This window comes from Streptomyces sp. NPDC058697, from assembly GCF_042715345.1.
Lineage (GTDB): Bacteria > Actinomycetota > Actinomycetes > Streptomycetales > Streptomycetaceae > Streptomyces > Streptomyces liliifuscus.
Genome location: NZ_JBHXSU010000014.1, coordinates 222,302 through 241,735 on the forward strand (window position 1 = coordinate 222,302; position 19,434 = coordinate 241,735).

Genomic DNA, 19,434 nt, shown 5'->3' on the forward strand with positions numbered 1-19,434 from the left:
AAAGCACACACCGAAAGGCACCCCATGACCTCCACGCCCCCGGCAATCCCCGGCTTCGCCGAACACCGCATCCCCGTAACCGACAACATCACCCTCAACACCGCCACAGGCGGCACCGGCACCCCCGTAATCCTCCTGCACGGCTTCCCCCAAACCCACCTGATGTGGCGCCACGTGGCGCCCAAACTCGCCGCAGAGCACACCGTCATCTGCCCGGACCTCCGCGGCTACGGAGCCAGCGACAAACCCGCCGACCCCGACGGAACGACGTACTCGAAGCGCACGATGGCCGCCGACGTGATCGCACTCGCCGAGGCCCTGGGACACGAACGGTTCGCGCTCGTCGGCCACGACCGTGGCGCACTCGTGGCGATCCGGGCCGGTCTCGACCACCCGGACAGGGTCACCCACCTCGCCTCACTGGACGTCCTGCCGACGCTGGACATGTGGGAGGTGATGCGCGGAACGTCGGCAGCGGTCGGCTTCCACCTCTACCTCATGGCCCAACCGCCGGGCCTGCCCGAGCAGTTGATCGGCGCGAGCCCGGACGCCTTCTTCGGCCACTTCCTCGACATCTGGACGCGCGACCCGGCGGCCGTGCCGCCCGAGATCCGCGCCGCCTACCTGGCGGCGTCCCGCGCGGCCGTCCCCTCGATCGTCGCCGACTACCGCGCCTCCGCCGGCATCGACGTCACGCACGACCTGGCCGACCGCGAGGCCGGCCGCCGGCTGCGGATGCCGGTGACGGTCCTCCAGCAGGACTGGGGCACCGCCCTCGGTTTCGACGCCGCCGCGCTGTGGTCCGCGTGGGCACCCGACCTGCGTCATACGACCGTCTCCTGCGGCCACTTCATGGCGGAGGAGGCTCCCGACGAGGTGGTCGAGGCGGTACGGGACCTGCTGACCCGGTGAGCTCCGAGGCGCCCTGTCCACCAGGGCGCCCGCGGTGGGCGCGGAGGACTGCCGACAGCACGCAAGTTAGGTTAGCCTTGCCTAATGCCGAAGCGCCTGGACAAGGGAGCAGCCGGTCATGGACAAGCGCACGCCCCGACTCGGCGACGTCCAGGAGACGTTGCTCATCCCCCTCTACGCCCGTGCGGTCGAGACGCGTAAACCGCGCGGCATGCTCAGGGATCCGCGGGCCGTGGAGATGGTCGACGCCCTGGACTACGACTTCTCCCGTTTCGACGGCGCGAAGAGCCTGCTCGGGGCGAACCTGCGCACCCTGCTCTTCGACCTGTGGGTACGGGACTTCCTGGAGCGGCACCCCTCGGGCACGGTCGTGGAGATCGGCACGGGGCTCAACACCCGCTTCGAGCGGCTCGACAACGGCACGGTGCACTGGTTCGACCTCGACCTGCCCGATGTGATCGCGCTGCGGCGGGGCTTCTTCGAGGACACGGACCGCCGGCGCATGATCGCCGCCTCGGTCACCGACCCGGACTGGATGGAGGAGGTGCGGCGCAGCAGCCCCGGACCGTACTTCCTGGCCGCCGAGGCGGTGCTGATCTATCTGGAGGAGGAGCTGGTCCGTTCGGTCTTCCGGGAGATCGGCGAGTGGCTGCCCGGATCCCTGCTGGCCCTGGAGACCGCGGCGTCCCGCATGGTCGACACCCAGGACAGCCATGACGTACTCGCCAAGGTGGCCGCCCGGATGCGCTGGAGCTGCGACGACCCCGGCGCCCTCGAACACTGGCAGCCGGGCCTCAGCCTGACGGACTCCTGCACCCTGGCCCAGCTGCCGGCCCCGGTCGCGCGCCGGCTCGCCCTCCCCTACCGCGTCCTGCTCCGGGTGATGGCCACGGTCCGGCGCCGGGACATCGAGGCGTACCGCTTCAACCTGTTCCGGTTCGCGACCGAGTGACACCGCTCAGCGGTCCGGCTCGGGGCGCTGTCGGGTTCTGCGGAGGCGGATCCGCGCGGCCAGGATCGCGACGTCGTCCTGGGCGCGGTGGGCGTCGAGGCGGTCGAGGACCTGTTCCAGGAAGGATTCGATGTCGCCCTCCGGGCGCAGCCGCAGGGCGGCCAGCCTGGCCAGGGAGGCGTCGATGTCCTCCTCGCGCCGCTCGACCAGGCCGTCCGTGAACATCAGCAGGGTCTCGTCGGGGGCGAGTTCATGGGTGCCGAGCTCGTAGCCGCCGACGCCGGTGCCGAGCGGGGGTCCCACGGGCACGTCGATCAGGGTCCCGGTGCCGTCGCCCGCGAACACGGCCGGAGGCAGATGGCCCGCGCTGGCGAGCGCGACCGTCCCGCGGGCCGGGTCGATACGGGCGAGCAGACAGGTGGCCGGCCGGCGCGTGCCGTCCTCGGAGACGGCGGCGTCGAGCTGGCGCAGCACGCGGTGCGGGGGCAGATCGGCGGAGGCGACGTACCGGAGCATCGAGCGGTACGCGTTCATGTCGACGGCGGCGTCCAGGCCGTGCCCCATGACGTCGCCCATGACCAGCAGGGTGCGGCCGTAGTGCAGCCGTACGGTCTCGAACCAGTCGCCGCCGACGAGGGTGCCGCCGCCGACGGGCAGATAGCGGGTGGCGAGGTCGAGGTTCGGATGCGGGCGGCCGGGCTCGGCGAGGAGGGCGCGCTGGAGCTTCATCGCGGTGCTGTGGACGGCGGTGTGGCGGCGGGCGTGGCCGATGTGGACGGCGGCCAGGCGGGCCGCGTAGTGCATCGCGGCGGTCTCGTGGTCGGCGAAGGGACGCCCGGTGCGGACCGCGAGGAGCACCCCGTACAGGCGGCCGTGCGCGAGCATCGGCACCGAGATCGAGCGGCGGGGCACACCGTCCGACACGTCGTCCGTCGTGGTGATCGGGTGCCCCTCGTCCAGGGCCCGTACGGTCAGGGACGGCTCTCCGTCGTGGGCCGCCAGCAGCTCCGGCGGACCCTCCGACGCGGCCCGGGTCAGCGCCGGATCGCCGGCGGGCCGCGTCGCCGGCACGTCCTCGCCCAGCAGGTCCACGGCGACGGCCTCGCAGCCGTGCCGCCCCAGGAACCCGACCAGTTCGGCGCAGGTGGTCCGCTCGTCGAGGGTGGTCCCGATCGACTCGACGGCCTCCTCGACCATCCCGACCGGGGCCGGCACTCCCTCACCAGGCCACTCCACCAACCCACCTCCGCCGCGCTGTACCCGTACGCCGGTACGCCCGTCGACGCACCCAGGCAGCCATACCACCAGCTTTCTGGACGAGTCGGCCGCTGGCGCGCGGCGGCGGGGCGCACCGGGACGGTGTGCCGGTCCCCGCCCGGCGCTGCTGCCGGCGCTACTGCTCGTCCCCCAGCGGGAACGAATGGTGCTCGTGCGCCACGGTCCAGCGGCCGTTCTCCTTGCGCAGGCCGAGGGTGAGGCGCAGGCGGGTGCCGGGCGCGGCGGCCAGCTCCTCCGGGGTGCCGCAGCGCAGCAGGGCGTGGGCGAAGGCGACGTCCGCGCCCGCGGTGACGTCCAGGGAGACGATGTCGAAGCAGGCGCCCTTCGCCTGCCACTCGAAGAACGGCGGCCAGGTCGCGCGGTACGCGTCCAGGCCACGGACACCGTCCTGCGGGGGCGGTACGTCGAACATCACGATGTCCTCGGCATGGCCGGCCAGGACCGTGTCCAGGTCACCGGCGTGCACCGCGGCGGCCCAGCGCTCGATCAGTTCCCGGATCAGCTCTTGGTCGTCCTTCATGGGGGTCATGGGGGCCTCCGTCTCTGCGGACTGTTTCCCTGCGGGCTGTTTCCCTGCGGTCCGCTTCCGCGCAGTCTTCTTCTCCGCGGGACCTTCTCCGGTGTGGACCGCCCTGTGTCCAAAAACTCATCGCACCTGGCTCATTCGGCCCCATGCCCAGGTCAAGGGGTGACCGAGCGTGCGGGGGGAGTAGTCGCAAGTGGCTGGGGGTGGTCCTTAAGGTGAAGCGTGCGCGAGGATGGGGTTATGACCGCGGCCCATCGCGCCATGGCTCTTCTGGAGACCTGGCCGAACCTGGTAAGTGGCCCGCCCCGGTGCACCGTTGGGCATGCCTTCGCTTCGGCGGGACACGAGATCGTCCACTTCCACTCCGACGACTCCGCCGACCTCTACCTCACCCGCACGGCTGTCGAGCGCCTGCTGCCCCAGCTCGCGCACGCCAGCGCGATCAGGGTCCGCCCCGGCGCCTCCTGGATCACCGTGCTCCTCGACTGCGACGCCGACGTCCAGCTCCTGCTGGGCCTCGTGAGCGTCGCGCTGAAGGAGCACGGCGCGGTCCCGCCCCGCCGTCCGTCGCCACCGTGCGACTGGGAGCGGCCACCGGTGGTCCCCGGACCACGCCCGGGAGCGGCCCGCCGCATGGTGGACCGCCTCATGCCGCACGCCCACTGACCGGCACGGTCACTGAACGGCACAGTCGCCAAAACCCAAAGCCCCCTACTCGGCCGGCCGTTCCGTCGGCGTGGGCAGGCCCGCCGTCCACTTCTCCTCGATCCGGCCGACCCGCCACACCACCAGCGCGAGTGCCCAGGTGGCGACGAAGAGCCCCACGATCACGAACCCGACGACGTTCAGGTCGACGCCGGCCACCCGGTCCCAGAACGCGCCGTGCAGGGAGAACCGTTCGGCGAGCAGCCCGAGGAGTTCCACGGTCCCGATGAGGAGCGCGACGGCGACCGACAGACCCGTGACGGTGAAGTTGTAGTAGACCTTCCGTACGGGCTTGGAGAACGCCCAGCCGTACGCGAAGTTCATGAACGACCCGTCGATCGTGTCGAGCAGCGACATGCCGGCCGCGAACAGCACGGGCAGGCACAGGATCGCGTACCACGGCAGTCCGGAGGCGGCCCCGGATCCGGCGAGCACCAGCAGCGCGACCTCCGTGGCGGTGTCGAAGCCGAGCCCGAAGAGGAGCCCCAGCGGGTACATCTGCCACGGCCTGGTGATCGACTTCGTGACACGGCCCAGCAGCCTGTTCATGAAACCGCGGTTGTTCAGCCGGTCCTCCAGCGCCGCCTCGTCGAAGTGCCCGTGCCGCATCTGCCGGAAGACCTTCCAGATCCCGGCGAGGACGACGAGGTTGACGGCCGCGATGACGTACAGGAAGACCCCGGAGACCGTCGTGCCGATGAGCCCCGTGACGCTGTGCAGGGTGGAGCCGTCGTCCTGTACCGGCCCGGCGACCGCCTTCACGCCCAGCGACAGCAGGAACGCGAGCGCGAACACGACGCTGGAGTGCCCGAGCGAGAACCAGAACCCGACCGACAGCGGCCGCTGCCCCTCGGCCATCAGCTTGCGGGTGGTGTTGTCGATCGCGGCGATGTGGTCCGCGTCGAAGGCGTGCCGCAGACCCAGCGTGTACGCGGTGACGCCGATGCCGATGCCGATGCCGAAGGACTTCGTGCCGACGCTGTAGTGCTCGGGCGCCACGATCGCGACGAGCGTGAACCAGCCGATGACGTGCAGCGCCACGATGAAGGCGGCCATCCCGCCGACCCGGACCCACTCCTCCCGGTTCAGGGAGGCACGCCAGGAGGAGAGGGTGGTCATGGGTTCGCCTTGCCTTACGTCCGGTGGAACTGCCTCCCCACCATCACCGCGGGACCACCGCACCTGCAACTAATGCGCAGTAAAGGGCGGGCCAGGTCTTGCCCCGCATACGACCGGCAACAGGGAAAGCCCGCGTGCGCCAGGTCCGCGTGCCTCAGGGCGTCATGCCCTCGCGCAACGGCGGTACGGCGTCCACGGCCCCCGTCGGTGTCGGCGTCGCCTCCACAGCCCCCGTACCTGTACCCGTACCCGTCCCCGTGCTCGTGCTCGTTCCTCCGGACGTCTCCGCCGGGGCCGCCCCCACCACCTCCACCACCGATCCCGGCTTCAGCGCCTCGTACAGCCACATCGCGTCGGCGCGGCGCAGGCCGATCACGCCGCCGGTGCGGTCGTAGTTGCCGGGCGCCTTCTCGTCCCAGGTGAGGGCGAGGAGGTAGTTCGTACGGTCGTCGGGGGTGCGCAGCCTCATCACCCAGGTCCCCTTGACGTCGTACCCGTTCCAGCCCGCGGAGTCGCCGGGCACTGTCGCCGCCCGGTACTTGGCGGTGACCGTCATCAGGCCGGTCGGCGTCGGCGTCTTGAGCGACCCGGAGGAGACGGGCAGGATCCGTCCCTCGACGGACATCTCACGCCGGCCGAGATCGACGGTGGCGGCGACGGCCACCGGACCGGGCTCGGCGGTGGCCGGTGGTGTGAGCGGGGTGGGTGCGCTGTAGCTCGCGGCGGGCGGGGTCGATCCGGCGTCCCGCCCGCCCGTGAGGGCCACGGTCAGGACCAGCGCGAGGGCCCCGGCGGCCGTGGCACCGGCCGCGGCGATCGAGGCCTGCCGCCGGCGCCGGCGACGCCCCGCGCGACGACGGATCTCCGCGCCGGGAACCGGTACGGGCGTCTCGTGGTCGTGTGCCAACTCGCGCAGCACGGTGGCCAGTTCGGTGCCACCGGAACCGGGGTCGGAACCGGCGCAGGGGCCGTGGTCGGGATCGGCATAGCGGCCGGCGTCGGGGCCGTCGAATCCGTGGGTGGTGCCGGGCGTGAGCTCATCGGACACGGTCGTCCTCCCTCTCACCCAGTTCGTCGGCCTCGCCGAGCCGCCGCGCCAGCGCCGCCCGGCCACGGGACAGCCGGGCCTTGACCGTCCCCACGGGCGCACCGGTCTCGGAGGCTACCTGCTCGACACTCAAGTCGCACAGATGGTGCAGAACGACAGCCATGCGCTGCGCTTCCGGCAGTTCCTTCAACGCCCCCACGAGCGCGGTCCGTTCGGGCCCCGGACCGGGTGTGTGCTCGGGCGGCGGATTGCGGCGCACCAGTTCCAGCCAGCGCCGCGCCCGCCGCCACCGGCTCACCGCGAGCCGCATCGCGACCGTACGGACCCATGCCTCGGGCGCCCCCTCGGCGAGGAACTCCCGCCGCCGGTCCCAGGCACGCACGAACGCCTCCTGGACGACGTCCTGTGCCTCGCCGTGGTCCCCGGTGAAGGCGTAGAGCTGCCCGGTCAGCCGGGGGAACGCCGCGGCGTAGAACCCGTCGAACTCCTCCTCGGTCATACCCCCCGCCCCACCCCCTGCCGCTCTCGTCGCAGTCGTCCTCGGCGCTGACTTCGGATGCCCGTGCAACCCGGCTGCCTCCTCCGTGCGTACAGGTCCCGTACGTCACAGACGTCTCAGAGGGCACGGAGGTTACGGACGCCGCGTACATCGAAGCACAAGCACCACGCAGGGCTGAGCCGGAGGGAGTGGCGCGCGGACAGCGCGCTCGACTGACCATGGACGACGAATTCACCGCCCGCGCCGGGGAGTACTGGCCCCGGCTGACGCGTACGGCCCGCCTGCTCACGGGGAACTCCGCCCGCGCGGAGAGACTCGCGAGAGCGGCGCTCGCGGAGGTGTACGCGCGGCGGAGAACTCCCCGCGACGACGCGGAGTTCTACGTCCGGCGGGCTCTGGTACGGGGCTTTCTGCGGAGCCGGACCCGGCCGTTCATCGGCTCCCGGCGAGCCCCGGAGTCGTACGCGCCCGATCAACTCGACCCGCTCACCGAGGTGTTGGCGGCTCTCCCGCCCCGCCGTCGGGCCGTCGCCGTCCTGCACCACTGGGACGGTCTGTCCCATCGGGAGATCGCCGCGCTGCTCAACTCCTCGCCGGGCGCGGTCAAGGCGCACGGCCGCCGGGCGCTGAAGGCCCTGCGCGCCCACCCGGCGTACGGCGAGTCGCCGCGCCCCGGGGGCCGGTCCGCGCCCGGCCCCGCCCCGATTCCCGGCATCCCTCCCACCGTTCTCCCTCCCACCGTTCTCCCTGCCGCCGTTCTCCCGGCCGTCGAGGAGGCGGGCCGCACGCGTCGGCGGAGCCGCCGCCGTACGACGGCCGTACTGACCGCCGTCTGTGCCCTGCTGCTCGCGCCGCTGGTCCTGGGCGCCGTGCGCGGCTCGGGCTCCGGCGGCGACGGTGGGGGCACAACTCCCGTGTCCAGGACGGCGGTTCGGGTCGTGACCGCCGGTGAGCGGGTCTCCGCCGCGCCCGGTGTCGAGGTCTGGCTCACCAAGGACGGCAAGCACTGGTCGACGCCGAAGGGGCCGAACCGGTTCCGGCCGGCCGGCAAGGGATCGGGCGCCGGCATCACCCTGGAGTCGGACCCCGGCTCGGGGACACGCGCCTTCCACTCCGGCGTCCTCCAGAGCTCCCGCGAACCGTCCCGCGTCCAAATCACCACCCCTGACGGCACGTTCACGGCCAGTGTCCTCACCCTGGCGGGCAGCCCCGGCTGGTCCGTCTGGTACGCGGACACCCAACTCACGGACGGCAAACGCCGGTTGAGCGAGATCACCGTGAAGGCCTATGACTCCGCCGGCAAGCTCCTCGCACAGACGGGCACCTCCTCATGACCACCCGCCCGCGGACCCCACGGACCCTGCGCACCCGCCTCCACACCCTGCGGACCTACCTCCGCCGCACCCGCACCCGCCGTCTGCGGCGAGTCCTGGCCGCCCTCCTCGTCCTGTTCCTGACGGCCTGCGCCGCGCTCGTCGTCGCGTACCGCATGACCGGGATCCCCGACCCGCACCCGGAGACGGTCAGCCAGAGCACGGTCTTCGTGGACGCCGAAGGCGAGTACCTGGGCCGACGCGGGCCCGTCGACCGCCAGGACATCTCCCTGGAGCAGGTGCCCCGGCACGTCCAGGACGCGGTGATCGCCGCGGAGAACCGCTCCTTCCGTACGGACTCGGGGGTCGCCCCGACCGCGATCCTGCGGGCGGCGATCGCGACCGTGACGGGCGGCGAGCGGCAGGGCGGTTCCACGATCACGCAGCAGTACGTGAAGAACGCCCTGCTGACCCCGGAGCAGTCGCTGAGCCGCAAGGCGCGTGAGGCGCTGATCGCCGTGAAGCTCGACCGCACGCGGTCCAAGGACGACATCCTGGAGGGCTACCTCAACACGGTGTACTTCGGCCGTGGCGCCGCCGGTGTCGAATCGGCTGCGCGGAACTACTTCGGCGTGGGCGCAAAGGAGTTGACGGTCTCCCAGGGCGCGGCGCTGGCCGCGATCGTCAACCTCCCGTCGTACTACGAGCGGGCCGGCGCCGACGCGAAGGTGACCGGGACGCTGGAGCGCCGCTGGGTCTGGGTGCTGGACGCCATGGCGGACTCGGGCGCGATCAGCGAGCGCGAGCGGACGGCCGCCCGCTTTCCCGCGTTCCGCTTCTATCCACCGGGCGACACGGACGGCGGGCGTCAGTACCTGATCGACGCGGCGTCCGCCGAGGCCGCCGACCGGCTCGGCATCACCGAGGACCAGCTGGCGCGCGGCGGCTACAAGGTGCACACCACCTTCGACCTCGGTCTGCAGGACGAGACGGCGGAGCTGGTCCGCGACCGTACGCCCGCGGACGCGAAGGGGGCGCGGCTGCACACCGCGGTCGTCGCGACCGTGCCCGGCGACGGGGCGGTCCGCGTGCTGTACGGCGGCGCGGACTACGCGCACCAGCCGTTCAACGACGCGGTTGACGGCGCGGTCGAGGCGGGCACGGCCACCGAACCGTTCACGTACGCGGGCATCCGGCTGGGCGAGCCGCTGACCGGCCTGCCGAAGGAGGCGGCCCCGACGCCGATGCGCCTGAACTCCGCGTACGCGACCGTGGCCGCCGGGGGCACGTACGCGAAGCCGTACACGGTCACGAAGATCACCCGCGGGGGCCGTACGGTGCACACCGCGCGCCCGAGCACGCGTACCGCGATGGGCGAGAAGGAGGTCGCGGTGGTCACCGAGCTGATGCACGGTTCGCTCGCTCCGGACGCTCCGGACGCTCCGGGCACCGCGGTCAAGCCCGTCGCGACGGGGGTCGGGGCCGCGTTCCTGCCGGTGACCAGCCACGCGGCGGGCGCGGGCAGCGGGCCGGGGGCGCGGACTGTGTGGCAGAGCGTGTACTCGCCGCGGCTCGCCCTCACCGTCGCCCTGTTCGCCGAGCGCGGGGGCAAGCCGGCCCGGGTCGCGGGACTGACCGGCGAGTACCCGCCCGCCGAGCACGCGGCGCTGCGGGCGGGGGAGGTGTGGCGGCTGGCGGGTTCCCCCGGGACGGAGGGGCCTGCGGCGGAGGCCTGGACGGGGGCCGGATCCAAGACCGAGGCCGACGCCGGGGCCGGAACCGTCGCCGGGACCGAGGCCGGAACGGGAGCCGGGGACAAGGGCACGGGTGAGGGTGCGGGCGCGGGCGCGGGCGAAAGCAAGGGCACGGGCACGGGCACGGGCACGGGCACGGGTGAGAGTAAGGGGGCGGGCACAGGCACGGCTGAAGGTGGCAGGGGCGAGGCCGACGTCACCCGGACGGGCCCGCCCGTTGGTGGGCAGGGCGGCGGCGTGGTGCCGTGGGAGGGTGCCCGGTGACCAGGTCCAGCCCACCCCGCGCGTCCTGCTCACCCAGGAGGAACTGGCGGCGATCGCGAACGCGGTGGACCGTGCCGAGGGGGTGGGGGAGCACGCGGAGCGGCTGCTGGCGGAGCTGACCCTGGCCCGGCGGATCCTCGACGGCTGCCCGGCCGGTGTCGCCGTCCTGGACCGGGACCTGCGCTACCTCTACGTCAACGACGCGCTGGCCCGCCTCAACGGCGTCCCGGCCGCCGACCACATCGGCCGCCGGCTGCCGGACCTTCTGCCGGACCTGGAGTCGTCGGAGCAACTGCTCGAACAGGTGTTGCGCACGGGGGTGCCGCAGATCGTCACGGTGGGCGGGCAGACCCCGGCCGACGGGACGGGGGACAACCGGTGGTGGCTGGGTGCCTACCACCGGCTGTCGGCGTCGACCGGCGAGATCCTCGGGGTGGCGGGCGTCGTCCTGGAGGTCACCGACGCGCTGCGCGGCCGCGAGCACCTCGTACGGGCGGGCAACCGGATGGCCCTGCTCGACGAGGCGAACCGCAGCACCGGCGCGACGCTCGACCTCCGCCAGGCCTGCCAGGCACTCGCCGACCTGCTGGTCCCGCGGTTCGCGGACTACGCGGCGGTGGACGTGGTCGACCCGGAGGGCACGCCCCGGGTGCCGTCGGAGAACTACCCGCTGCGCCTGCGCCGTATCGCGCTGGCCACCACCCCGGACCTGGCGGAGGTGTCCTCCCCGCTCGGCCGTCTCGACGAGTTCGTGGTCCACCGGGCGGGCTCCCCGATGGCCCATGTCCTGGCCGACCGGCGCCCGCTGGTCCTCAGCCATCCCGACGACGAGGCCATGCGCCAGTTCTCGCCGTCGCCCGAGCGCAAGGAGCACCTCCTGCGGATGGGCGCGCACTCGGGGATCTACCTCCCGCTCGCGGTCCACGAGGAGCTGGTGGGTGCGGTGATGGTGTTCCGCGCCGGCGACTCGCCCCGGCTGACGGACACGGACACCGAGTTGCTGGGCGACCTCACCGACCGGGCCGCCACCGGCATCGCCCACGCGGTCCGCTACACACGGGAACACGAGACGGCCCTGGAGATGCAGCGCGCCTTCCTGAACGCGCCCACGGTCACGGGCCCGGGCGTGGAGACCCTGGGCCGCTACCTCCCGGCGGGCTCGGGGGCGGAGGTGGGCGGCGACTGGTTCGACACACTGGCGCTCCCCCACGACCGCACGCTGCTGGTGGTCGGGGACGTCATGGGCCACGGAGTCCGCGCGGCAGCGGCAATGAGCGAGTACCGCTCCGTGCTCCGCACCCTGGCGATCCAGGGCAGCAGCCCGGACTTCATCCTCCTCCAGGCCGAACGCACGGCACTCACTCTGGAGTTGGACCGGGTGGCAACGTGCCTCTTGGCCCTCCTGGACCCCCGCCGGGAACGCGCCACCTTCTCCAACGCGGGCCACATCCCCCCGCTCCTCGTCACCCCCGACGGCACCCGCACCCTCCTCGGCCTCCCCGTCGCCCCACCCCTGGGCGTGGGCCTCGGCTCCTTCGCGGCCACCACGGTCCCCCTCCCCCCGGGCTCCGTCCTCCTCCTGTGCACCGACGGCCTCGTCGAACGCCGCGACCGCGACATCGAAACAGGCCTCCACACCCTCGCCACCCTCCCCATCACCCCGACCGACCCCCTCCCCACCCTCCTCGACACCGTCATCACCCACCTCGACCCCACCGCCTCGGAAGACGACGTAGCCATCCTCCTGGCCCGCACAAACCCCACCCCACCCGAACCGGACCGCCTGGGCTGGTTACCACCGGGGTGGACGAAGGGGCCGGGATCAGCGGCGCGTTGAGCCGGGGCGGTCCAGGTGTACGACCACGTGGTCGTGGAAGCGGTCCACGGCCTCGTCGACGCTGCGGATGAACCCGGACTCGGCGGAGCCTCGGGTGTTGCCCATGCTCCGGAAGAGGGACAGCCGGAAGCCGGTGATCTCGGCGTCGTTCTTGGGGAGGATGTCGCCCGGTTCGGGACGCAGCCGCTCCAGCGTGCCGCGCGGGCCGCCCGCATGCCCGTCGAGCAAGGTCTCGACATGCAGGTCGGCCGGTGCGTCGGAGAGTTGACGGATGAGGCGCTTGGCCCAGGTGAGGGGGTAGCCCTGCTCGGGTACGGCGATCTCGATGGACGTCCGCAGCTTGCCGGTCCGCAGGTCCGCGGTGAGCGCGAGGATGCCGGGCGTGCCCTCGATGCGGAGTTCGGAGTCCAGCCGGCCCGCCAGACAGAGCTGGTCGGCGAGGGCCGCGCGGCGGACGCGGGGATCGGTTCCGCGCTTCGCCCGCTGCACGGGAAGCACCTTCTGCCCGAGTTCGCCGCCCAGGCGCAGACACACCTGCCGTACGAGCCGTTCCCAGCTCTCGACGACCTCCACGGCTCGCCGGTCGCCCTGGCAGAGGGTTTCGTCGTCGATCCCGTTGCGTACAGGGACCCAGGCCGGGCCCATGTTCTGGAAGCCGTGGCAGCCGGAGTTCTCGTGCTGGAGGTAGTGCAGGAGTTCCTGGAGCAGCCAGGCGTGGGCCGCGTTGCCGACGCCCTCGTGGCGGATCAGCATCTGGGCCTGGTGGGTGACGTCGGCCCACGACAGGTGCCGCAGCGCCACCTTGTGCTTGCGCCGGCCGTCCGTCTTCACGTCGACCAGCGGACTGCCGTCCAGTTCCACGTCGTTGGAGAGGGTGATGACGGCCTCGTAGCCGCGGCGGGCGGCGATGTCGGTGTACGCCTGGACCTGGTCCGGCTTGAGGGAGTTGCCGTTGGTCTTCGTCTCGACCAGCGCGGTCCACAGCTTGCCCGCCCGCTCGACCCGGATCACGCCGTCCGGTCGCCGCGGGGAGTCGCCGTTCGGCAGCGAGACCTCGGTGAACGTCTCCATCCGCCCGGCGGGCGCCCCGAAACCGGCGGTGAGCCGCCTGCCGAACTCCGGCACCTGCGCCATCACCGACAGCAGCACGGAGGTCGCGCGGGTCTCCCTGTCCCGGTCGCTCTTGAGAGCGGAGACCGGGAAGAGCCGGGCGGCCCGCCAGGAGTCGTTCTCGGCGAGCGACTTCTTGGCCACCTTGGGAAGAGTGACCTTCTTCTTCGCCGTACGGGGCCGGGGGACCGACTTGGCCGGGGCCTCGGCGGACTCGCTCACGACCTGTTCCACCACAGGAACCGGACCGGGAGCGGGCACGGCGGCCAACGGCACCACCGCCACGGCCACGGCCACGGTCGCGGGCCCAGCCTCCGCGGCGACGGGCTCGGCGGCCACCTCCGACAGGGTCTCCTCCGAAGAGGCATCCTCCGCCTCGGCCACTTCGGCCGCCTCTGCCTCCTCCGCGTCGTCGTCGACATCGACGCCGTAGTCCTGGGCGAGGCCCGCGAGACCGGACTCGTACCCCTGCCCGATGGCCCGGAACTTCCAGTCGCCGGCCCGCCGGTAGAGCTCACCGAAGAGCAGCGCGCCGACCTCTCCGGCGTCCTCGATGGAGAACCGCAGCAGCCCCTCCCCCGAGCCGTCGGCCAGGGTCACGCGTACGTCGTCCAGATCCCCGAACCGGGCTCCGTTGTAGCGGCTCGCCGCCACGACGACCTGCTCGACGTCCGCCGGAATCGCGGTCAGATCGAAGGTGATCCGGTCCTCGTTGCCGTCGGACGTGGGCGTCTTGCCCAGCAGTTGCACGGACCCGTCGGCCGCCACGGGGTTGTTGTAGAAGTAGAAGTCCGCGTCACTGCGGACCTTGTGGTCCGCAGTCAGCAACAACACGGACACGTCCGCGTCGCCCTCACCCGTCGGACTGCTCCAGCCCAGGCTCACCATCACGGAGCCCACGTCTTCGCTCAACGCCGTAAGTCCGACATTGGCACCCTTGACCATCTCGTGCACGAGGCCCCCCAAATGCACCGTCGCACAGGTGATACCTGCCGACTCATTTCGTCGCGATGTGTGACGCGCCCCACACCCAGCGCATCAGTGACGAACTGTAGCGCCGGAATCATGCGCATAGACCCCGAATGAACGACTCGGATGGCTCCGCCCCTTTAGGGGCGCGGGGCTGTGACATGTACGGCTTCGCCGCGTGGGCGCGACCAGCCCCCACCGGCCGGCACATGAGGCACTGCCTATCGCTTCTCGTACGGATCCGAAGGTGTCGGGATCCGTTTCACGGATGTGGCGTTCAGGACCGGGCGGGCGGTGTCGGAGCCGGGCTTGCCCGTTGGGTGCCAGGTCCCCGTGACCGTCACCCAGGCGTCGGCCGCGGGCGCGTCCGCGTCGCGGATCTCGACCTTCAGGGCCTGCGCGTCGGCGGCGCAGCAGGTGACGAGGAGCCGGGCGATGTACCAGGTGCCGTCGTCGTCGCGGGTCACGAAGCCGGTGAGGCGGACCGTGCGGTCCTTCATGGACGCCCCGGTGTCCCACTCCGCTCGGGAGGCGAACGCACCGAGCGTCAGGTCGACGGGGTCCCCGGCGGGCAGTTCGGGGAAGGTACCGGTGCCCTGGGCGGCGACCCTGGCCTCCTCGCGGCCCGCGCTGTACGAGCCGAGGGCGGGCGGCGGGAAGAGGAGGAGGGCCAGGGCGGGGGCGGTGAGGAGCCAGGCGATGCGGGGGTTGTGGGTGTGGTCGTGATCGTGGTTGTGGTTGTGGCTGTGGTCCTGCCCGGAGTGGGCCTCGTGCTCCTGCTCGTCCTCCTCGTTGGTCCGGCGGATCATGCCCACCACGCCCAGCCCGATCAGTGCCACGCCCGAGATCACCAGGTACGGGCGCAGGCCCTCCTTCACATAGCGCAGGTACAGCTCGCTGAAGAGGGCGATCCTGAGGAGTGCGGCGCCGCACAGGATGAGCAGTACCCCCTGCGGACGCAGCCTCAGGCGCGTACGCGGTCGGGTCGTCACAGCAGCCACCAGCCCACCACCCCACTGCTCACCACGGCCACCACCCATGTGACGGCCGAGAACCGGACGGCGAACGCCCGCCCGAAAGTTCCCGCCTGGAGGGCGATGAGCTTCAGGTCGACCATCGGGCCGACGACCATGAAGGCGAGCCGGGCCGTCGGCGAGAACCCGGTCAGCGAGGCGGCCACGAAGGCGTCCGCCTCGGAACACACGCACAGCACCACGGCGAGGACGGCGAGCAGCAGCACCGAGAGCCAGGGCGAACCGGTGAACACGTCCAGCAGGGACCGCGGCACCAGGATGTTGAACGTCGCCGCGGCCGCCGCGCCCAGCACCAGAAAGCCCCCGGCGTGCAGGAAGTCGTGCTGCAGGCCGTCCCGGAAGCCCCGCCAGCCGCCCGGGCCCGCAGCCGCTTCCGTACCCGTACCCGTGCCCCTACCCGTCGTCCCGGATCCGCCCTTGCGCCGGGCAGCGATCCCCGGCAGCCACTCCTCCCTCCCGAACCGCACCCACAGCCACCCCATCACCACGGCGGTGGCGAGCGAGGCGACGAGACGGGCGCCGACCATGGCCGGATTCCCCGGGAAGGCGATGGAGGTGGCGACGAGCACCACCGGGTTGATCGCGGGGGCCGAGAGGAGAAAGGCGAGCGCCGCCGCCGGTGCGACTCCGCGTCTCATCAGGCTGTCGGCCACGGGGACCGACGCGCACTCGCAACCGGGCAGCACGGCCCCTGCCGCCCCCGCGACGGGCACGGCGAGCGCCGGGTTCTTCGGCAGTACGCGTCTGAAGACCCGCTCAGGGACGAACGCCCCGATCGCCGCCGACACCACCGTGCCGAGCAGAAGGAAGGGGATGCCCTGCACGACGACCGCTGTGAACACGGTCCACCAGGCGGCCATGGCAGGCGTCGCGATGTCGAGCGCGACCATCGGCCCGAGTACGGATCCGACGGTGGCGATGACGACCAGGGCGACCCCGCCGACCGCCACGTACACCAGCGCCCGGGCCACGAGCCGTACCCCGTCGGCCACACCACGCCGGTTCCCGGCACCACTCGTGTCCGCGACGCCCAGGTCCGCGCCCCTCGTCTTCACACCCCTTGTCTCCACGTGCCTTGCTTCCCGCCCCCGCCTCACCCGTCGTACGTTCGCGCAGGCTAACCGGTGGTTCTGTGCGGGGTCTGCGTTTTCGCCAGGAGACGGCTGTCAGCGGGGTTGTTGACCCTCGACCTTGTGCAGGGCCCAGAGTTCCGGATGTGGAGAGCGAGATGCGCAGTATCGGGGAGATGGCCCGGGACAGCGGGCTGAGTGTGAGTGCCCTGCGGTTCTACGACCGTGCCGGGGTGCTGGTCCCCGCCTGGGTGGATCCGGTGAGCGGCTACCGCTGGTACGGCCCCGAGCAGTGCGAGGAGGCGCGCCTGCTGACGCGGCTGCGCCGGGCCGGTATGCCCCTGCCCGACATCCGGCTGGTGCTGGCCGGCTGGTCCGGCGCGGACACCGACCTCGTACGGAAGCTGCTCCAGGCGCATCTGCGCCGGCTCGAACTGGGGCTGTCCGATGCCCGCAGCGAGTTCTCCGCGGTCCGAGCGCTACTCGAAGGCAGGGAGAAACCCATGACATCGCTCCGCACCGCCGCCGTCCGGCTGACCGTCCCCGCGGCCGAACTGGCCGCCGCGCTGGACGCCGTCCGCTTCGCCGCCGGTACCGACCCGGAGCTGCCGATGCTCGGCGGCGTCCTGTTCGACATCGAGGGCGAGGCACTTCGGGTCGTGGCCACCGACCGGTACCGGATGGCCGTCGCGCGGGCCCGTGCCGACGGGTACGAGGGGCCCCGTGAACAGGTCATCGTGCCCGCCCCGCTCGCCGACGCGATGCGGGCGCTGCTGAGTGGTGAGGACGCCGGTGGACCCGTCCGGCTCTCCGTGGACGGTGACCGCGTGACGCTGGAGGCCGGGGACCGGCAGGCGGCCGGGCAGTGCCTGGACCACGACTTCCCCGACTACCGTCGTCTCGTCCGCCTGCCGGCCGGGCGCCGCGCGGTCGTCGACGTACCGGCGTTCCGCGAGGCGCTGGAGACCGGGCCCGTCCGCAGCAGCGAGACGCCCGGGCCGGACGGAGTGCCCTGCGACCTCAGCGTGCTCCGGCCGGCAGCCGACGGCACGGTGACCGTCTGCGCCGATGGCGAAGAGGAAGAGGGGGACGCCGACCGGAATTACGACGTCGCCGTCAACCGTGAGTTCCTGCTGCACGCGCTCGCCGCCGGGGACCGCGACCGGCTGGTGCTGGAGTTCGGGGCTCCTACGGCTCCCGTGGCCGTCCGGCGGGCCGATACGGAGGACACGTTCTCGCTGCTGATGCCGGTGCGGCTGGAGAACTGAGCGCTCCGGGGGGACGGGGGGCCGTCATTCGTCTGCGGGTCCGTCGTGGCTGGTCGCGCAGTTCCCCGCGCCCCTTCAGGGCGTCCTCGGCCGCCTCATCCCCCGGACCGGTTTGCCGTCAGCAGGCTGAGGCCCAGTGGAGTGGGCACGTGCAGCACGGTGTTGCGGTCGCGGACCGATGCGGTCAGGCCCGCCTCCCGCAGGATCCTGACGTGTTCGCTGACCGTCGCGGAGGTCACACCCGCGCGCCGGGCCACCTCGCTCGTCGTGCCGCCGTCCTCCAAAGCCAGGAGGACGGCGGCCCGCCCCTGGCCGATGAGTCTGCCGAGCGTGCGGGGCCCGGCACCCGACTGCTGGGGCAGCCACCAGTGGTGGGTCCGGGCGACCGGATAGACCAGTACCGGCGGCAGGCCCGGGTCGGTCAGCGTGATCGGTGCCTGCCAGCAGAAGACTGAGGGCACCAGGAGCAACCCCCGTCCGTCGAGCCGCAGTTCACGGTCGAGCGGGTACTCCGCCTCCAGATGGGGCGGCCGCCAGCGAAGTGACGGACCCAGGCTCGACAGCAGCGCCTCGACTCCGCCGCTCAGCATCTCCCGCGCCCGCACGGCCCGGTCGGCCTCGATCTGCGCGCGCACCGCGGACCAGTACGGCGTCAGCGCCTCGCGGAAGTATCCGTGCAGCGCCTGCCCGAGGTTCTCCAGCGCCGCCGGCTCGCCGTCCGCGAGGGGACGCAGCCACGACGGCGCCGCGGTGAGTACGTTCATCTCCTCGGCCAGCCGCCGGCGAGGCGTGGACAGGATCGCCCGCACACCCTCCGACAGCCCCTGGGCGGCTTCCGCCGGATTGAGGAAGTCGGGGAAGCTGCCCCGGGGCGGTGCCAACGTCCTTACCAGGTGCAGGTGTTGACGGGGCAGCCGGCGCAGCCCGGCCCGTGCCCGCGCGCGCCACGCACCGAAGACGGCCGGTCCCTGACGCGTCGCCAGCAGGTTCGCGCTGAGTACGGTCTCCCACAACGGGTCCGGCGCTGCGGCCACTCGGGTTCTGAGCAGGTCTTCGCACGTGAAATGCACTCGGAGCACGGCAAACTCTCACAGTCGGTGGGGCGGTCGGCTGAGGCATCGGCGTGAAATGTTCCCTTGGAATCGAAGATCACGAAATATCCTTTCGCGCCAACTCGCCAGCACCATTCCCCGGATCGCCGCACGCCACACGGCCGCGGGAGCCGTCGCGCGCACCACCGCTCCGGCACTCCACCAGCCCTTTTCGGCGCGCGCCGAAACACCTGGCAGGAAGAGTCGGCACCGGGCAGCCTGAAGGGCGTACGCGACCAAGATCTTCACAACGGCCAAGGGGGAAGAACGACATGCGCAAACGTGCTGCTTTCGGGGCGGTGGCGGCCGCGGCTTTCACCGCCGTGCTGGCCACCGCGCCGAGTGCTTCGGCCGAGCCCAATCCGCCCGGGTGCGAGAAGGAGTACTTCTGCGCCTACAGCGGAGAGAACCAGACCGGTCAGCTCGTCCTCAAGACCAAGGGGAACTGGTCCGGGAACGTCGCCATCCGCTCGGTGTTCAACAACGGGGTCGCCTTTCCGGGCGCCGACCACGTCGACGTGACGTACACGTCGCCGGGCGGCGGCGGGGAGACGGCCTGTCTGCACTACAACCCCGGCCCCGGCGCCTACAAGGTGAACGCGGTCGCGGGTGTCCACATCACCAAGGTCGTATGGCGCGGCGAGTGCTGACCACACGCGTCGTCCCGGCAACGGAGGGGTTCTCA

The 19,434-nt window shown here is 72.1% G+C and carries 17 protein-coding genes; 8 read left to right on the forward strand and 9 right to left on the reverse strand.

Going from position 1 to position 19,434, the window contains the following annotated elements:
• Window positions 1-24: 24 nt before the first annotated feature.
• Together ACFWXQ_RS29830 and ACFWXQ_RS29835 are read left to right on the forward strand one after the other, a co-directional pair.
• The gene (locus ACFWXQ_RS29830; protein WP_383941669.1) at window positions 25-912 is read left to right on the forward strand and encodes an alpha/beta fold hydrolase; all 888 of its coding nucleotides are present in this window, start codon (window positions 25-27) and stop codon (window positions 910-912) included.
• A 118-nt stretch (window positions 913-1,030) separates the two neighbouring features.
• Entirely contained in the window at window positions 1,031-1,864 is an 834-nt protein-coding gene (locus tag ACFWXQ_RS29835; protein ID WP_383941672.1) for a class I SAM-dependent methyltransferase, read from the forward strand.
• Between the two features lie 6 nt (window positions 1,865-1,870).
• Here the strand turns inward: ACFWXQ_RS29835 and ACFWXQ_RS29840 are convergent, their stop codons facing one another.
• Window positions 1,871-3,100 (reverse strand): PP2C family protein-serine/threonine phosphatase, encoded by a 1,230-nt coding sequence (locus tag ACFWXQ_RS29840; RefSeq protein WP_383941675.1) that lies wholly within the window; start codon window positions 3,098-3,100, stop codon window positions 1,871-1,873.
• Window positions 3,101-3,257: 157 nt separating this feature from the next.
• Window positions 3,258-3,662: an SgcJ/EcaC family oxidoreductase gene (locus ACFWXQ_RS29845; protein WP_326760156.1), complete on the reverse strand. Its 405-nt coding sequence runs from the start codon at window positions 3,660-3,662 to the stop codon at window positions 3,258-3,260.
• Between the two features lie 246 nt (window positions 3,663-3,908).
• Here ACFWXQ_RS29845 and ACFWXQ_RS29850 point away from each other — a divergent pair, with 246 nt between their 5' ends.
• Window positions 3,909-4,334, forward strand: coding sequence for a luciferase family protein (locus tag ACFWXQ_RS29850; protein ID WP_383941677.1), 426 nt, complete (start codon window positions 3,909-3,911; stop codon window positions 4,332-4,334).
• A 45-nt stretch (window positions 4,335-4,379) separates the two neighbouring features.
• Here the strand turns inward: ACFWXQ_RS29850 and ACFWXQ_RS29855 are convergent, their stop codons facing one another.
• From ACFWXQ_RS29855 to ACFWXQ_RS29865, 3 genes are all read right to left on the reverse strand, one after another.
• Complete coding sequence (locus ACFWXQ_RS29855; RefSeq protein ID WP_383941680.1) at window positions 4,380-5,492, reverse strand: HoxN/HupN/NixA family nickel/cobalt transporter; 1,113 nt, start codon at window positions 5,490-5,492, stop codon at window positions 4,380-4,382.
• A 154-nt stretch (window positions 5,493-5,646) separates the two neighbouring features.
• Complete coding sequence (locus ACFWXQ_RS29860; protein ID WP_383941682.1) at window positions 5,647-6,540, reverse strand: L,D-transpeptidase; 894 nt, start codon at window positions 6,538-6,540, stop codon at window positions 5,647-5,649.
• A complete protein-coding gene (locus ACFWXQ_RS29865; protein WP_189841394.1) occupies window positions 6,530-7,039 on the reverse strand; it encodes a SigE family RNA polymerase sigma factor in 510 nt (169 codons plus the stop codon). The genes ACFWXQ_RS29860 and ACFWXQ_RS29865 overlap by 11 nt, the downstream gene beginning before the upstream one ends.
• Window positions 7,040-7,257: 218 nt before the next feature.
• Between ACFWXQ_RS29865 and ACFWXQ_RS29870 the strand changes: the two genes are divergently transcribed.
• The 3 genes from ACFWXQ_RS29870 to ACFWXQ_RS29880 are packed head-to-tail and all read left to right on the forward strand — an operon-like array spanning window position 7,258 to window position 12,207.
• Entirely contained in the window at window positions 7,258-8,373 is a 1,116-nt protein-coding gene (locus ACFWXQ_RS29870) for a sigma factor-like helix-turn-helix DNA-binding protein (protein ID WP_383941685.1), read from the forward strand.
• Window positions 8,370-10,370 carry a transglycosylase domain-containing protein gene (locus ACFWXQ_RS29875; protein ID WP_383941688.1) on the forward strand — a complete coding sequence of 667 codons (2,001 nt, stop codon included), beginning with the start codon at window positions 8,370-8,372 and terminating at the stop codon, window positions 10,368-10,370. Before ACFWXQ_RS29870 ends, ACFWXQ_RS29875 begins: the two co-directional genes overlap by 4 nt.
• Window positions 10,360-12,207, forward strand: coding sequence for a SpoIIE family protein phosphatase (locus tag ACFWXQ_RS29880; RefSeq protein WP_383941691.1), 1,848 nt, complete (start codon window positions 10,360-10,362; stop codon window positions 12,205-12,207). Before ACFWXQ_RS29875 ends, ACFWXQ_RS29880 begins: the two co-directional genes overlap by 11 nt.
• Here ACFWXQ_RS29880 and ACFWXQ_RS29885 read toward each other — a convergent pair.
• The 3 genes from ACFWXQ_RS29885 to ACFWXQ_RS29895 form a co-directional block, all read right to left on the reverse strand.
• Complete coding sequence (locus tag ACFWXQ_RS29885) at window positions 12,193-14,262, reverse strand: TerD family protein (protein WP_383941733.1); 2,070 nt, start codon at window positions 14,260-14,262, stop codon at window positions 12,193-12,195. The two genes, ACFWXQ_RS29880 and ACFWXQ_RS29885, sit on opposite strands and share 15 nt — an antisense overlap.
• A gap of 245 nt (window positions 14,263-14,507) precedes the next feature.
• Window positions 14,508-15,254, reverse strand: a complete 747-nt coding sequence (locus ACFWXQ_RS29890) for a TIGR03943 family putative permease subunit (RefSeq protein ID WP_383941736.1) — start codon at window positions 15,252-15,254, stop codon at window positions 14,508-14,510.
• A 20-nt stretch (window positions 15,255-15,274) separates the two neighbouring features.
• Window positions 15,275-16,312 carry a permease gene (locus ACFWXQ_RS29895; RefSeq protein ID WP_383941740.1) on the reverse strand — a complete coding sequence of 346 codons (1,038 nt, stop codon included), beginning with the start codon at window positions 16,310-16,312 and terminating at the stop codon, window positions 15,275-15,277.
• Between the two features lie 236 nt (window positions 16,313-16,548).
• Between ACFWXQ_RS29895 and ACFWXQ_RS29900 the strand changes: the two genes are divergently transcribed.
• Window positions 16,549-17,658 (forward strand): MerR family transcriptional regulator, encoded by a 1,110-nt coding sequence (locus ACFWXQ_RS29900; protein WP_383941694.1) that lies wholly within the window; start codon window positions 16,549-16,551, stop codon window positions 17,656-17,658.
• 95 nt (window positions 17,659-17,753) lie between these two features.
• On the opposite strand, the gene ACFWXQ_RS29905 is transcribed toward ACFWXQ_RS29900, so the two are convergent.
• Window positions 17,754-18,692, reverse strand: coding sequence for a winged helix-turn-helix domain-containing protein (locus ACFWXQ_RS29905; RefSeq protein ID WP_383941697.1), 939 nt, complete (start codon window positions 18,690-18,692; stop codon window positions 17,754-17,756).
• A 329-nt stretch (window positions 18,693-19,021) separates the two neighbouring features.
• Between ACFWXQ_RS29905 and ACFWXQ_RS29910 the strand changes: the two genes are divergently transcribed.
• A complete protein-coding gene (locus ACFWXQ_RS29910) occupies window positions 19,022-19,399 on the forward strand; it encodes a peptidase inhibitor family I36 protein (RefSeq protein ID WP_383941700.1) in 378 nt (125 codons plus the stop codon).
• The last annotated feature ends 35 nt before the right edge of the window (window positions 19,400-19,434 follow it).